The organism is Sphingomonas elodea ATCC 31461 (assembly GCF_000226955.1).
Classification (GTDB): domain Bacteria; phylum Pseudomonadota; class Alphaproteobacteria; order Sphingomonadales; family Sphingomonadaceae; genus Sphingomonas; species Sphingomonas elodea.
In genome coordinates this window covers 1-15,526 of sequence record NZ_AGFU01000067.1, presented here as the reverse complement: position 1 = coordinate 15,526, position 15,526 = coordinate 1, and the positions used below count along the sequence as shown (strand labels likewise).

Genomic DNA, 15,526 nt, shown 5'->3' with positions numbered 1-15,526 from the left:
ACGGGAGGAAGGAAGAAGCACCCCGGAAAAAGATGCGCCCGGATTCATCGGGAACCCGGGCGCAGGCGGGGGTGAAGGTTAGAACTTGATGCGCGCACCCGCCATGAAGCGGCGTTCGTAGATGTTGTTGTAGGCGCGCTGGTCCGGATAGACGATGTAGTATTTCTCATACTCGCCGGTCAGGTTCTGGCCCTGGCCGTAGATCGTCACGTTCGGCGTGATGTCGTAGCTGATCGATGCGTCGACATAGTTGGTCGGCGCCTGGTACAGCTGCGAACCCGTCAGGCCGTTGACGAAGTCCGACTGGACCGCGCGCTTCGACCGATAGTTCCACGCAACACGCGCCTGCAGACCATGCGCCTGGTAATAGAGCGCGGCATTGGCCTGATATTTGGAGTTATCCTGGAACGGAATCTCCTGCCAGGCCAGATCGGTCTTGCCGGTGCTCGACGGCGAGTAGGTGAAGTTCAGGTCGTAGCCGAAGTCGCGGACGAAGCCCGGCAGGAAGCCGAGGTCGCCGAACGACTGCTTCCACGACGCCTCCACGCCCTTCAGCGTGCCGCCGCCCCCCTGGACCAGCGTGTTGATCGGCACCGTGCGGTTGCGCACCACGCCGTCATTGTCGGGCAGGTCGCTGCGGTAGATGATGCCGTTCTGGATGAAGCTCTGCACGTCGATGTAGAAGGCCGCGAGGCTGATCATCGAGGCCTTGCCGATATAGAATTCGAGCGAGGCATCGAGATTGTCCGCGCGCCACGGGTCGAGCTGCGGGTTGCCCGCCTGGCTGCCGCCGGTGACGCGGAAGATCGGCTGGCCGGTCGTCGGATCGGTCTGGATCGCGTAGTTCGGCGTCAGGCCCCCACCCCATTGGTCGAGGTTGAGCAGCGTCATCGTCCGCGCATAGGCGAGACGCAGGCGCAGCTTGGGCGTGAAGTCGAACGCCAGGTTGAACGCCGGCAGGAAGTCGGTGAAGTTGCGCTTGGTGCGCAGGTCACCGCCATCCAGGTTCGACAGGCCATAGGGCAGCGGCCCGCCGACGACGTTCTGGCGGATGTCGAGCTTGGTGTTGATCACCCGCAGACCGCCATTGCCGCGCACGGTGATGCCGCCCAGCTCCAGCTCCTTGAAGTTGAGCTGGAAATAGCCCGACCACTGCTTGATGCCCACGTCGTAGGACGCGCCGGGGTTCATGTGCTCCTGCTCGCCCGGATAGAACCGGTTCTGGAACGCCGCGGCGTCGTCCATCACGTGCGGGTCGAGCACATAGATGGCCGGCAGGCCGGCGCCGGGCAGGTTGTACTGCTTCACCTGGCCGTCGAATGCGGAGTCGGTCGCCTTGCGGGTGAGCCCGGCGGTGTAGAAGCCGGCGGCATCGCCCGCCGAACAGGTCTTGTCGTTGACCGAAACGTCGAACGCCTTCCACTTGACCAGGCAACCGGCCGGGTTGCTGGCACCCTGGCCGGCATAGACCGGGGCGACCCGCTCGAACTGGTAGTTGTCGACCGAGCGATCGCTGTAGCGCGCGCCGGCGGTGATGTTGAACAGGTCGCTCACATCATATTCGGCATCGAAGCGCGCGACCTTCAGGTCGGCATTGCGGCGATAATTGTCCTCGGAGGACATGGTCTTCAGCGCATAGTTCGATGCGTTGCCGAGCAGCGAGGTGAGCTGGGTCGGCAGGGTGAAACTCGGCTGGTCGCCGGTATAGTCGACGGTCGCCCGGAGCGAGTTCAGGCCGGCCAGCGTGTTGACGGTGTAGCCGGCGGGATTGAACGCGCGGTCGCCGCCGATCGCCGCCGGATAATGGCCGATGCCGCCCGGCTGCCACTGCAGGCCGTTGCTCAGGCTGAACTGGAGGTAGCTCTGGTCCTGGTCCTGCTTGGCCTTGCCGTAAATGCCGCGCAGGGTCGCGCGGAACTTGCCGCCGTTATCGAAGTGCAGCTCGGCATTGTAGTTCTGCGACTCGGACTTCCAGCGGTAGGTCTCCGAATAGGAATCGAAGTTGCCGAGATCGTACTGATAGGCCTGGATCGTGTTGACGTCGAACCCGCCCGAGGTCGCGCCGGTGTTGCGCGTCTTGGTCGGCACGAACTCCGCGGCCTGCCAGTTCACGTCCTGCATCTGGATGCCGGCGGTGCGGTTATACTGGGTCTGCCGGGTGTAGAAGCCGTCGGCGGTGAAGGTCAGCGCGTCGTTCAGCTTGGCCTGGAACGAGCCGTTGACGCCCAGGCGCTGGCGCTGGGTGATGCGGTTCCACGCGGTGAAGCCCTGCGGCACGATGAACGCGTCCTTCGCATCGCCGTCGCCGTTCACGTCGATGCCGCCGGCCACGGGCGTCCCGCGCGGACGGGTGACGCCGGTGCAGCCCGGCGCCTGGGGCGAGAAGCCGCCGCAGCTGGTGGCATCGGCCAGGCCCTCGTTATGGAGCGCCGCGCCGTACCCTTCCTGGATGCCGTTGTGCGAGTTGGAGAGGTTGAGATCGGAATAGGCGGCCGAGACGATGAAGCCGACGCGGTCGTTCTGCCAGCCGACCAGCCCGTTGACGTTGGGGTCCAGGCTCTTGGTCTTGTCGCCGTACGAGCCTTCGGCGGTGGCGGCGAGCGTCAGGCCGCGCTTCAGGTCGAACGGGCGGCGGGTGCGCAGGTTGACCGTACCGGTGATGCCGGCGTTGAGCAGGTCCGCCGTGGTCGACTTGATCACGTCCGCGCCCGAGAAGAGCTGCGACGGGATGTCGTTGAAGTTCGGCTGGACCGCGGTGATCGAGTTGGCGCCCAGATAGGCTTCGCCGTTGAGCAGCGTGGTGACCTGCGGCAGGCCGCGTATGTTGATCGCGGCCCCCTCGCCCGCGTCGCGGCGGATCTGCACGCCGGTAATGCGCTGGAGCGAGTCCGAGATGGTCACATCGGGCAGCTTGCCGATGTCTTCGGCGGAGATCGCGTCGACCACGGAGGCCGCATCGCGCTTCACGCCGATCGCGCGGGCCTGCGAGGCGCGGATGCCGGTGACGACGATGTCGACCGGAGCGTCTTGCCCGGCAGCGCTGTCAGCAGCGGGCGCGCTATCCTGCGCGAACGCGACACCGCCGGTGGCAAGGCACAGCAAGGATGCGGCGCACAGCAGCGCCCCACGGCGCTGGTGGAAAGAGATAGCCATGTCGAAAACTCCCAAGTCGTCGGGAGATGCCGTGGCATGCGCGGCGCGCACGTCCCCTTCCTCTCCCAGATCAGCGGCTTTTGCCGTCAGGTGGGATGTAAAGATCAAAGGCGGAGCAGGGTCAACTTAAATATTTCAACTTTTCTTTTTGATCCGGCGCAGTGCGGCGTTTTTGCAACTGTTCCGGCTAGAGGGCTGAACGGAAACGACAGCTGGCGGGTACGGCGAGAGGACCGGGGGTCATGCCGGCGCTGTCGAAGGTCACGCCGAGAGGGTAAGCAGGGGTATAGCGCGGCCATGCGGCTGCCTGCGCACCGGTGGTCGCGAAACGGGTCCACAGCTGCTGGAGCAGCGCCGGCTGGCCGCCGATGGCGAGGCCGTCGAACAGGAAGGGCAGCTCCGATCCATGGCTGCTGCGCCCTCCGTCGCGGGCCAAATCGAAGCGATACCGCCACACCGGCCAGCCCCGCCCCGCCAGCAGCGTCGCCAGCTGCTCGGTCGGGCACGTGAAAATGAGGTCGGTCGACAAGGCGAGCAGCGGGCCGCCCCGGCGATCGTCGGGCGCGCGATACAACGCCGCCGCCGCATCGGCATGCGCGCCGAAGCCGAGTCGCAGCGCCCTGCTCAGGTCGAGCGCCCCCTCGGCCGGGCCGAACTCGGCGATGCTGGTGCCGAGGAGGACAGGGCGTCGCGGGGCCGCCAGCAGCAGCGCACGCGGCGAGCGCGGCAGCACCGCACCGTCGATCTGGGTGCGCAGCCACACCATGTCATCGTTCCACACCGAGTCGGGCCGCGCGATCACGGGATCGTGCAGCTTGCGGTCGGTCGCGAGCAGCGTCGCCGCCGACGCCGCGCGCAAGCCCGCGATGCCGCGCACGCCCGCCAGTCGCTCGGCCTGGTCCCCCAGCGCCAGCGCCTGGCCCAGCGGGCGGAACGGCATGCCGAAGCCGGGCGTGCCGCTCTGCAGGATCGCCCGCGCGAACAGGCCGCGCGCCGCAGGCGCGGCGAGCAGCAGCGACACGTCCTGCGATCCCGCGCTCTCGCCGAAGATCGTGACGTTGCCCGGATCGCCGCCGAACGCCGCGATGTTGGCGCGCACCCAGCGCAGCGCGGCAATCTGGTCCATCAGCCCGTAATTGCCGGCATGGCCTTTCGCCTCCGCCGCCGCGCCGCGATGCGCGAGGAAGCCGAAGATGCCGAGCCGATACTGGATCGCGACGAGCACCACGCCCTGTTGCGTGATCCGCGATTCCACCGTGCCGCGCGCGGAGCCCGCACGATTGGAGCCGCCATGGATCCACACCATCACCGGTCGCTTGCCCGTGAGGCCCGGCGTCCGCACGTCGAGCGTCAGGCAATCCTCGCTGGCGTGGGTCGCGTCCCCCCGGTTCCACCCATAGTCGTTCTGCAGACAGGCGGGCGCCCCCTCGATCGCCGCGCGCTCGCCCCGCCAGGGTCGCACCGGCTGCGGCGCGCGCCAGCGCAGCCGATCCAGCGGCGGCGCGGCATAGGGGATGCCGCGAAAGACCTGGGCGCCATCGGCTGCCACGCTCCCGCGCACCGCGCCCCCGGTGACGGTCGTGCGCGCGCCGGGCGCGGCCGCCGCGGTCAGCAGCAGCGTGGCGACGCCCAGAGGGAAGGCACGGGCCGGGATGCGCATGGGGATATCCTCTCCGGTTGCCGGACACCGCCGGCGACGTCGTTTTGGGTGAGCGCCGTCGGACGGCCCGCGGCGATTTTATTCACCAACTTTACGAATTCAACTATTCTCCTCCACGACAGGCCCTTAGGCTTGGAACGGCCCCGATTGCCGACGAGGAGAGGAAACACCGCATGGCCGCAGCCACCCAGGGCAGGATCGCCGTCGCCGCCGCACTGGCCGGCCTGTTGTTCGGCTTCGACACCGCGGTCGTCTCCGGGGTTACCGCACCGATCACCCAGGCCTTCGGGCTGAGCCCCACCGGCACCGGCATCGCGGTCTCGGCCGCGTTGGTCGGCACGCTGATCGCCGCCCTCGGTGCCGGTATCCCCGGCGACCGCTACGGCGCGCGCGCGGTGCTGCGCTGGGTGGGCGTGGCGTTCATCCTCTCGGCGCTGGGCTGCGCGCTGGCTACCGGCCTCACCAGCTTCGTGCTGTTCCGCTTCATCGGCGGCTTGGCGATCGGCGGCGCCTCGGTGCTGGCGCCGGTATTCATCGCCGAGATCAGCCCCAGCGCGCGGCGCGGGGCGCTGGTCGGGCTCTTCCAGCTCTCGATCGTCAGCGGCATCCTCGCGGCCTATTGCAGCAACGCCGTGGTCTCGGCGCTCCCGCTCGGCGAGGCTGCCTGGCGCTGGAAGCTGGGCGTCATGATCGTGCCGGGGCTGGTCTTCCTGCTCGCGATGTTCACCATTCCCCAGAGCCCGCGCTGGCTCGCCGCCCGCGGCCGCGAGAGCGAGGCGCTGGACGTGGCAGCCCGGATCGGCCTCACCGACTGGACGCTGGCCCCACCGCACGGCGACGACGGCGAACGCCTTTCCTGGGCGCGCCACCGCACGCCGATCCTGCTCGCCATCGCGGTGGCCAGCTTCAACCAGCTCACCGGCATCAACGCGATCCTCTATTATCTGAACGACATCTTCGCCGCCGCCGGGTTCAGCCAGGTCTCCGCCGACGTCCAGGCGGTCTCGATCGGCGCGGCCAACCTGCTGGCGACGCTGCTCGCGATGACGCTGATCGACCGGGTCGGCCGCCGCACGCTGCTGCTGGTGGGCGCGGCCGGCACGGCCGTGATGCTGGCCGGCGTGGCGCTGGTCTATGCGAGCCGGGGGCTCGAGGCGCTACTGCTGCCGTTGCTGGTGCTGTTCATCGCCTTCTTCGCGGTGTCGCAGGGGGCGGTGATCTGGGTGTATCTGTCGGAAATCTTCCCCACCCGCGTCCGCGCCCGCGGCCAGGCCCTGGGCAGCGCCACCCACTGGATCTGGGCGGCGCTGCTCAGCTTCGGCTTCCCGATCGTCGCGCAGAATTTCGATCGCAGCCTGCCCTTCTGGTTCTTCGCGGGCGCCACCCTGCTCCAGCTGCTCGTGGTCTGGCGCTTCTTCCCCGAGACCAAGGGCGTCCGGCTCGAGGACATGGAAGCGGCGCTCCACCGGGGGCGCTGAACATTTTGCATGCCCGGTTGACGGAAACCCGGCACCGGGCACTCTTCTCCTGCGAGGAGAATGGCCACGACACGCGAGGAACTAGCCTTATGGGTGGGACGCGAGATCCTGCCGCACGAGCGGGAACTCCGCACGTGGCTGCGGCGTCGCGTCACCACCGCCTCGGATGTCGATGACATCGTCCAGGAATGCTATTGCCGGCTCGCCCAGCTGCGCGACGTGCAGCACATCGAAAATGGCCGCGCCTATCTGTTCGCGATGGCGCGCAACATGCTGCAGCAGCAGCTCAAGGCGGCGCGCGTCGTGCATCTGGAGACGATCGCCGAGCTCGACGCCGCGCGCGGCAGCGATGAGCTGTCGCCCGAACGCATCGCCTCCGCCCGGTTCGAACTTCGCCGCGTCCAGTCGGCGCTGGAGACGCTGACCGAGCGCGCCCGCCGCATCTTCCTGCTCCGCCGGCTGGACGGCCTGTCGCAGAAGGAGATCGCCGCGCTGCTCGACGTGAGCGAGACGGTGGTCGAAAACGATGCCAGCCGCAGCCTGCGCAAGCTGCTCCACCTGCTCACCGATCCCGAACCCGCCGCACCCGGCATCGCACAGGAGGGCCGCGCCCGTGTCCGATCGCGTTGAGGACGAGGCCGCGCGCTGGGCGCTGCGGCACCCGCTGGATGCGGCCGGGCAGCAGGCGCTGGAAGGCTGGCTGGCGGCGGACCGGCGCCATGCCGGCGCGCTGCTGCGTGCCCAGGCGGCGCTCAGCGTGATCGACGAAAGCCTGGCGCCCGAGGCCCCCGCCCGCCCCATGGTCCGGCCCAGCCGCCGCTGGCTGCTCGGCGCGGCCGGCGGCGGCCTCGCCGCCAGCTTCGCCGCGATTATCGGCCTGCCCCGCCTGTGGGGCGAGCGGCTGGCGACGGCGAAGGGCGAGATCCGCCGCCTGCCGCTGTCGGACGGTTCGATCGCCGCGCTCGATACCGACAGCAGCGTGCGCGTACTGCTGTCGAAGGACAGCCGGCAGATCGCGCTCGATCGCGGCCAGGCCTGGTTCCAGGTCGCCAAGGACCGCCGGCGGCCCTTCGTGGTCGATGCCGGCATCGCCCATGCGCGCGCGGTGGGCACGGCCTTCTCCGTGCACCGCACCGAAACGGGCGTACAGATCGCCGTCACCGAAGGCGTGGTGGCGGTGTGGGCAACCGATGCCAGCGGCGCGATGAGCATTCTTCACGCCGGCGACTATGCCCGGTTCGAGGCGGGCAATCCCAATCCCCAGATCGGCAGCGCCCCCGCCGCGATCGAGCGCGCGCTGGCGTGGCGCGAGGGCGAGGTTTCGCTGGAGGGCGACACGCTGCGCAGCGCGATCGACACGTTCAACCGCTACAACCACCAGCAGCTCGTCCTCACCGACGAGGCGCTGGGGCGCGAAAAGCTGGTGGGACTGTTCAAAATCAACAGCCCGCTCGATTTCGCCCAGACGCTGGAGGCCACGCTCGACGTGCAAGTCACGGCGTCAGCGGACGAAATCCTGTTGTCGCGAAAAAAATAACTCGGCTAGCTGACGGAAAGGGAAGCGATTCCACTCTTCCTCAGAAGAGCGCACCGGAAAAAGGGACGCCGACAAGAACAGGGAGAGGATCGGGATGCACCATTTCCGCAATGGGCTGCTGGGCGCTGTTTCCGTCGCCAGCCTCGTCGTCGCACCGGCCGCGCGCGCGCAGGTGCGGCGCTTCGATATCGCCGCGCAGCCGGCCCGCACCGGCGTGCCGCAGTTCGCGCACCAAGCAGGCATCCAGATCCTCGCACCCGAGGCGCTGACCAGCGGGCTCAATGTCAACCGCGTGCAGGGATCGATGGAGGTCGAGGCGGCGCTGCGCCAGCTGCTCGCCGGCACCGATCTCACGCCGATGAAGGTCGGCGGCGCGGTCGTGCTCAAGCGGCGCGAAAAGCCTGCCCAGGTCGCGCGCAACCTCTATGCCCAGACCATTCCGGCCAGCGCCACCCAGGGGATGCGCAGCGCGGGCATGGCGGCGGTGGACATCGTCCCCCAGCCCGCCGCCGATCCGATCGGACAGGACGCCCCCGCCGCGGAACAGGCCGCCGAGCAGGACATCGTCGTCATCGGCTATCGCCGCTCGCTGCAGGGCGCCCAGCAGAACAAGCGGCGCGCGGTCAACACGATCGAGAGCATCATGGCGGAAGACATCGCCAAGCTGCCCGATCTCAATCTGGCGGAATCGATCCAGCGCCTGCCGGGCGTCGCCATCTCGCGCGAGGGCGGCGAGGGCCGCAACATCACCCTGCGCGGCTTCGCCCCCGATTTTACCCGCACCACGCTGAACGGCATGGAAGTGCCGTCGAGCAGCGACGGCCTCGATTCCGGCGGCTTCACGATCAACGCGGGCCGCGCCTTCGACTTCCACGTCTTCGCCTCCGAACTGTTCAACCGGATCGACATCCAGAAGACGCAGACCGCGTCGATGGAGGAAGGCGGCATCGCCGGCACGGTCGACCTCTATTCGGCCAAGCCGCTCGATTCGAAGGGCTTCCACTTCTACGGCTCGGCCCAGGGCGGCTATAATTCGCTTACCCGGAAGGTCGATCCGCGCCTGGCCGCGGTGATCAGCGACACCTTCGCCGACGATAGCATCGGCGTGCTCGTCTCGGCCGCCTATTCGGAGCGCACCGTCCATCAGGAAGGCGCATCCAGCGTGCTGTGGACGACGCCCTATCTCACCGGCGATTCCTGGGCCGATACCAACCCGAAGGTGACCGGCACGCCCAAGGGCGGCTGCGGTGCCACCGATCCGCTCGACTGCCTGTGGGCACCACGCCTCCCGCGCGCCGATTTCTTCGGCAACAACCAGAAGCGCTTCGGCATCACCGGCTCGCTCCAGTTCAAGCCCGTCGATGCCTGGCTGGTGACGTTCGACGTGCTCCACTCGCAGCTCGACAATGATCGCTTCAGCTACAATTCGATGGAATGGCTGCTCACCCATGGCCCGGCGGGCAATTTTGTGGGACAGACACCGGTGTCTTTCACCGTGGCACCGGATGGCAAGCAGTTGATCGCCGCCAGCTTCAACGACGTGACTTCCTGGTACGAGAGCCGTCACCAGCGCTCCACGTCGAACTTCAACCAATATGTCCTGTCGAGCAGCTACGACGTGACGGACAAGATCAAGATCGACGGCATGATCGGCAAGGCGAGCGACGATGCCGATCGCACCGAGCTGCGCTTCTACGCCCGCTCGGTCCCGCACCCCTACAGCTATGATTACACCAAGAACCCCTATGTGCCCGTGGTCGGCTTCGGCAGCTATGATCCCAACCAGGCCAGCAACTACATCAATGCGCTGACCGCCTCGAACCGGATCAACAACGTCCTCAAGGAAAACTATACCGGCAAGCTCAACCTCGGCTACACCGCCGACCACGTCTCGCTGAAGACAGGCTTCGCCTACAACAACCGCAAGGTCCGTTATTCGGAAGGCGCCGGCAGCAACCCGAGCTTCAACCCGTCCAGCTACATGATGGCGTTCCCCATCGCCAATTTCGGCAAGGACTTCGGCGGCGTCGGCCTGCCGAAGTTCGCGGTGATCGATTTCGACAAGATCGCCGCCGGCAATGTCGTGCCGGCAGGCTACCAGCCCAATATCGGCGCCGGCTGGACGGTGAAGGAGGAGACGCTGGGCGGCTTCGTCGAACTGAACGGCACGTTCGACATCGGCGCGATGCAGCTGCGCGCCAATACCGGCCTGCGCTATGTGAAGACCAACCTCACCTCCGAGGCGGTGCTGGCCGGCACGCCGGTGGCGGTGCGGCGCAGCTACGAGAATTATCTGCCCTCGCTCAACCTCGCGCTCGACATCACCGACAAGCTGATCGCGCGCTTCGCCTATTCGCGCTCGATGACGCGGCCGGGGCTCGGCTCGCTCAACATCGCCGGGCCGGTGTTCGGCTATACCACCCGCACGGTGGGCAATCTCGGCAACCCGGATCTCAAGCCCTATCAGTCGAACGACCTTGATGTCGGCCTGGAATATTATTTCGGCCAGGGCGGCCTGCTCGCGGTGAACCTGTTCAACAAGGACATCGTCACCTCGCTGCGCACCCAGGTGGTGCAGCGGATGGTCGATCCCGCCTTCTGGCCGGCGATCTATGCCGATCCGCAATATGATCCCTCGTACAATGCCGATCCGGCCAAGGTGCCCTATACCTTCACGATCCCGGTCAACGCGGACAGCGGCAACAGCGTGAAGGGGGTAGAGCTGACCTACAACCAGCCCTTCACCTTCCTGCCGGGCCTGCTCTCGCACCTCGGCATGGCGTCGAACTACACCTATGTCTCGGCGCGCGATTCCACCGGGCTCTCGAAGAACTCGTACAACCTGACGCTCTATTACGACACCAAGGCGTTCGGCGCCCGCGTCTCCGCCAACAAGCGCGACGATTATCTGCTGGTGCAGCCCGGCAGCAGCGGTAACTTCCAGGAGCGGAAATACGGGCCGACCCATGTCGACTTCTCCGCCTTTTACAATGTCAGCGCGCGCCTGACGATCAGCGTGGAGGGGATCAACATCACCGACGAAGTGGAGCGCATCTACGGTACCGGCGACGGCACCCAGGACCTGACGCGCGAATATACCCATACCGGCGCGCAGTGGTTCGTCGGCGCGCGGTTGCGCTTCTGATGGCGGTGCGGCTGCTGACGGCGGGGCTGCTGCTGGGCTGGGCGAGCATCGCTTCCGCCCAGCAGGCGATCCCGATCGACGACAGCTTCACCGTTTCCGCGCGGTTCGAGTCCGATCGCGCGAAACATCCAGACATCCGTTTGCCCGACCTGACGGTGCGGGAAGGGCAGCGGATCTGGTTCGATCGCCGCTACCGGAAGATCGGCGACCGCGAGCTGCACCTCGACGTGTTCCTGCCGCCCAGGGCCCGCGCGAACGGACAGGCGATCCTGTGGGTGCATGGCGGGGCCTGGCGATCGGGCAACAAGTCGCACGGCTATGCCATGGCCAATCGGCTCGCCCAGCGCGGCTATGCGGTGCTGCTGCCCGAGTTCCGGCTTGCGCCGGAGGCCCCGTACCCGGCCGGGCTGCGCGACGTGAACGACGCGATCCTCTGGGCCAAGGCGCATGCCGCGGAACTGGGCGTGTCACGCGAGCGGATCGCGCTCGGCGGCGATTCCTCCGGCGGGCAGATGGCGGCGTTGCTCGCCACCACCGCCGGCTCGGGTCTCTATGCGCCCGCCGAGGCGGATACGAAGGTACGCGCGCTGATCGATTGCGACGGCGTGCTCGACATGACCAGCCCGCTCGCGCGCCGCTTCGAGGATGCGGCCGGCGATGCCTCCTCGTTCGCGCGCTGGGTGGAAGGCGGCTTCACCCGCCAGGCGGAGCGCTGGAAGACCGCCAGCGCCGCAAGCCATCTGGGGCCGCATGTGCCGCCGACGCTGATCCTCGGCAGCGGCCAGCCCCGCTTCACCGCGGGCAAGGATGCGGTGCTCGCCGCCCTGGCGCGCGCGGGCATCCGCCACCGCTTCTTTGCGTTCGACTACGCGCCGCACACCTTCTGGCTGTACCAGCCCTATCTCGACCGGGTGGTGGACGAGATCGACCTGTTCCTGCGCACGCCCGCGCCGAAGAAAGGATCCCGATGAAGCTGCTATCGGCCGCGCTGCTGGGGACGATGCTGACCGGCGTCGCCGCTGCCGCCTCGCCCGCCTATCAGGTATCGACGCGCTGCGGCACGACGCCGCGCTGCTTCCCCACGTTGCAAGGGGCATTGGACGCCGCCGCCGGCGACCGGTCGACCTCCTGGACCTCGATCACCATCGCGCCCGGCACCTATCGGGAGAAGCCGGTGGTGCGGCGCGACCGGGTGCGGATCACCGGCGCCGGCGCGGACCGCACGCGCATCGTGTTCGGGGCGGTGGCCGAGACCGCGGGCCGCTATGACCCCGCCCAATGGGGCACGCCGGGCTCGGCGACGCTGACCATCCATGCCAGCGACGTGACGGTGCGCGGCCTGACGATCGAGAACGACTTCGACTATCTCGCCAATGATGCCCTGGCTGCGGGCGATTCGAAGAAGGTCGGCGCGTCCCAGGGCGTGGCACTGCTGCTCGACACCGACAGCGACCGGGTGGCGTTCGACGGGGTATCGCTGCTCGGCTACCAGGACACGCTGTTTACCCGCGGACGCCGCGCCTGGTTCCGGCGGGGGCTGATCGCGGGCAATGTCGACTTCATCTTCGGCAGCGGCATGCTGCTGATCGAGGATAGCGAAATCCGCTCGCGTCGCCGCGCCCAGCCCACACCGCCAGGCGAGTACGCCTCGTTCATCACCGCACCGTCGACCCCGCTGTCGCAACCGATCGGCATCGTGATCCATCGCTCCCGTCTCACCCGCGAGGCCGGCGTGGCGGACGGATCGGTCGCGCTCGGCCGGCCCTGGCATCCGACGACGCGGTTTCCCGACGGCCGCTATGCCGATCCGCAGGCGGTCGGCCAGGCATCCTTTCTCGACTGCACGATGGATGCGCATATCCATCCCGATCACTGGACCAGCATGGCCGGCACCGCCCGTGACGGCACCAAGACGGCGATCTTCCGGCCCGAGGAGTCGCGCTTCTCCGAAAGCGGCTCCACCGGCCCCGGCGCGCGCCGCAACCCGCAGGCGATCCGCTGGACCGCTGCACTGCCGATCGCGGCCGTGCGGGCGCGGCTGTTCGAGGGCTGGCAGCAAAAGCCGGGCCGCTAGCGGCACCAGGGCCGGCCCGGCGCCGCGTCGACGCCCCGCCCGCATCGACCGCCGCCCTCCTGCCCGCCCTGTCGGCGCCCCACCTTCGGGCAGGCGCGTCGGGGAGAGGCCAGGGCGCCAGAACCAGCGCCCGCTGCCGCGACGCACGAAAGGGGCGCGGCCGGACAGCTGCCGCCCCTTTCTGCACCCTCCTCCGCTCCGTTCGGGCAGCGGCCCGCTGGCCCGCGAGGTGCGGCCCAAGGGGGAGGAAGCCGCGTCAGAACTCCTTGCTGATCCGCAGCCGGCCCTGGCCGACGCGCTCCCCTGCCGCAGCGCGCATGCCGACCTCCACATCGATGCTCCAGCGGATGATCAGGTTGAGCCTGCTGCCGACCGCGAACTGATACTGCTCGCGCTGCCAGCCGGTATTGCGGAGGCGATAGACCGAGGTGCCGGTGAAGTCCGCATAGTCGAGCGCCTGGATGCCCGCGCCGCGGAACTCGTGCAGCCACTCCGCGCTCATCCGCGGGCTGACCTTGGCGAAGCCGATGTCGCGGGTGAATTCCACCCGTCCGCCGACCACGCCGGTCAGCGAGCGGATGCCGCGCCGGTCGAACCGCAGCGAATAGCGGTCCGCGCCGGTTTCGGCATAGGCATCGAGCGTACCGTGCAGCCACTCCATCCGGCCATAGCCCGACCAGCGCAGTCCCGCCTCGCGCCGGTCGATCCCGGCGGAGAGCGCACCGAAGGTCATCGTGCCGTCGCGCTGGCCGAGCGCCACCGTGCCGTTGGCCGCCACGGTGCGCCGGGTCTGGTAGTCGAGCGACCCGCGGCCGAGCATCGCATCGACGAACATGCCGCCCACCGGTGCGAAGCTGCCATAGGCGGCGACCACCTTGGTGCTGCTCTGCACCCGCGCCGCCTCGCCGTCGATCCGGCTGACGTCGCCGCCATAGCCACCGCCAATCCCGACCGTCGCCCAGTCGGCGATCCGCACGTCCGCACCGGCGGAGAGCCCGCCGCTCGACATGCTGATCTTCGCGCGACCCGAGCGGCGATCCAGCGTGCCGATTTCGATCGAGCCGCCGGTCCAGAAGGCCAGCGAACCGACCGATCGCTCGCCCGAGCCCGACGCATCGTTCACCTCGGGCTCGTCCGCAGCGGCACCGTCCTTGCCCCCGCCCATCCGGGCGGAGTCGCGGGTGATCCGGCCGGGCAGTGCGGCATTGGTCAGGTCGTTCTCCGCCCCGCCGGTGTCGCGACCGAGCGCGCGGGTGAGATCGCTGCTCGCCAGGCCGGCATCATGCTGGGTGTTGTCCGGCATGCGCGGCTGGGCAATCACGTCGCGCAGACTGACCGCGACGCCAAGCGGATTGGTCGCCCCGCCGCCATGGTGCAGCTGCTGCGCCCGCGCCATGAAGTTGGACACCTGCGCCCGGGCGAAGCGGCGCGCCGTCTCCACCTGTCCGTCGGAGATCGCCCGGACGACCGGATCGGCCGACGGGTCCGGACGGGCGGTGACGGTGACCGTCACGTCCGCCGGTGCCGAAGCACCGAAGGCATTGGTCAGGCGATAGCGCACCACCACCGTGCCGCCGAAATGCGCCTTGGGGGTGACGTCCAGACGGAAGGTCGGCTCCGCCGCGGTGCCCCCCTTGACGATGCGGGTGGTCGCCGCATCGGCCGGCGTGACGCTGTCGATGATCGCTGTCAGGAACGGCCCGCCCACCGCCCCCGCCGTGAGGTCGACCGACACCGTCTGGGCGTCGCCGATCGCGGCGGTCTTGGGCAGGACGGTCGGGGCCTGGCCGGTCACATCGATCTCTACCGTAGCGGGAACCGAGCGACCGCCCGGGCCGACCGCCACGAACTGGAAGCTGTCCTTGCCGGAGAAGCCGGGGTTGGGCGAGTAGACGGCCGTCCAGCCCACCGTCGCCATCGCCCGGATCTCGCCCGGCACCCGCGTTGCCGCCGCGGCGGACGCAGGCCCGCGCAGGACCAGCGTGCCGTTGCGCGGCGGCGCCGCGATCTCGACCTGGGTAAAGGTGCCGGACACCAGGGTCGACAGGTCGATGCCGACGCTGGAGCCGTTCTGCACCGTGGTGCCGGCTGCGGCGACGTTCACCGGCTCCGCCGCGGGTGGCGGCGGGGTGGAGATGGTCACGGTCACCGTCGCCGGCGCCGAGGTGCCGCCCGGCCCCGTCACGGTGTAGGTGAAGCTGTCGGCGCCGAAGCTGCCCGCCGTCGGCACATAGGTCGCCGTGGTGCCGTCGATGGTCACGCTGCCCTTGCTCGGGGCCGTGGCCACCTGAAGCGTGGTAAAGACCCCGCTCGGCGTCAGCGCGATCGCCTGACCGGTGCTGCCGAACGCGACGTCCGCGCTGGCGTTGCCCGCCGTCGGTGCGCCCGGAGTGGCGATCGTCACGGTCACCGTCGCCGGCTGCGAGGCGCCACCGGGACCGGTCGCGGTATAGGTGAAGCTGTCCGCACCGAAGGCGCC

Annotated in this window: 9 protein-coding genes; 6 read left to right on the top strand and 3 right to left on the bottom strand. The window is 68.6% G+C overall.

The annotated features are described in order from the left end of the window. Window positions 1-78 precede the first annotated feature (78 nt). Both KK7_RS0116140 and KK7_RS0116135 read right to left on the bottom strand, forming a co-directional pair. Window positions 79-3,153 (bottom strand): TonB-dependent receptor, encoded by a 3,075-nt coding sequence (locus KK7_RS0116140; protein WP_010545683.1) that lies wholly within the window; start codon window positions 3,151-3,153, stop codon window positions 79-81. A 187-nt stretch (window positions 3,154-3,340) separates the two neighbouring features. Next, entirely contained in the window at window positions 3,341-4,813 is a 1,473-nt protein-coding gene (locus tag KK7_RS0116135) for a carboxylesterase/lipase family protein (protein ID WP_010545682.1), read from the bottom strand. A gap of 173 nt (window positions 4,814-4,986) precedes the next feature. Here KK7_RS0116135 and KK7_RS0116130 point away from each other — a divergent pair, with 173 nt between their 5' ends. The 6 genes from KK7_RS0116130 to KK7_RS0116105 all read left to right on the top strand — a co-directional run bounded on the left by KK7_RS0116130 (window position 4,987) and on the right by KK7_RS0116105 (window position 13,047). Continuing rightward, a complete protein-coding gene (locus tag KK7_RS0116130; protein ID WP_010545681.1) occupies window positions 4,987-6,291 on the top strand; it encodes a sugar porter family MFS transporter in 1,305 nt (434 codons plus the stop codon). Window positions 6,292-6,351: 60 nt separating this feature from the next. Continuing rightward, window positions 6,352-6,921 (top strand): RNA polymerase sigma factor, encoded by a 570-nt coding sequence (locus KK7_RS0116125; protein ID WP_040598927.1) that lies wholly within the window; start codon window positions 6,352-6,354, stop codon window positions 6,919-6,921. Then, on the top strand, window positions 6,905-7,828 hold the full coding sequence (locus KK7_RS0116120) for a FecR family protein (RefSeq protein WP_010545679.1): 924 nt from the start codon (window positions 6,905-6,907) through the stop codon (window positions 7,826-7,828). Before KK7_RS0116125 ends, KK7_RS0116120 begins: the two co-directional genes overlap by 17 nt. A 94-nt stretch (window positions 7,829-7,922) precedes the next feature. Beyond that, complete coding sequence (locus tag KK7_RS0116115; protein ID WP_010545678.1) at window positions 7,923-10,973, top strand: TonB-dependent receptor; 3,051 nt, start codon at window positions 7,923-7,925, stop codon at window positions 10,971-10,973. After that, window positions 10,973-11,944, top strand: coding sequence for an alpha/beta hydrolase (locus tag KK7_RS0116110; RefSeq protein WP_010545677.1), 972 nt, complete (start codon window positions 10,973-10,975; stop codon window positions 11,942-11,944). The genes KK7_RS0116115 and KK7_RS0116110 overlap by 1 nt, the downstream gene beginning before the upstream one ends. Then, window positions 11,941-13,047, top strand: a complete 1,107-nt coding sequence (locus KK7_RS0116105) for a pectinesterase family protein (protein ID WP_010545676.1) — start codon at window positions 11,941-11,943, stop codon at window positions 13,045-13,047. Before KK7_RS0116110 ends, KK7_RS0116105 begins: the two co-directional genes overlap by 4 nt. Window positions 13,048-13,303: 256 nt before the next feature. Here the strand turns inward: KK7_RS0116105 and KK7_RS0116100 are convergent. Then, window positions 13,304-15,526: autotransporter family protein (locus KK7_RS0116100; protein ID WP_010545675.1), on the bottom strand; the 2,223-nt coding region annotated here is incomplete at its 5' end.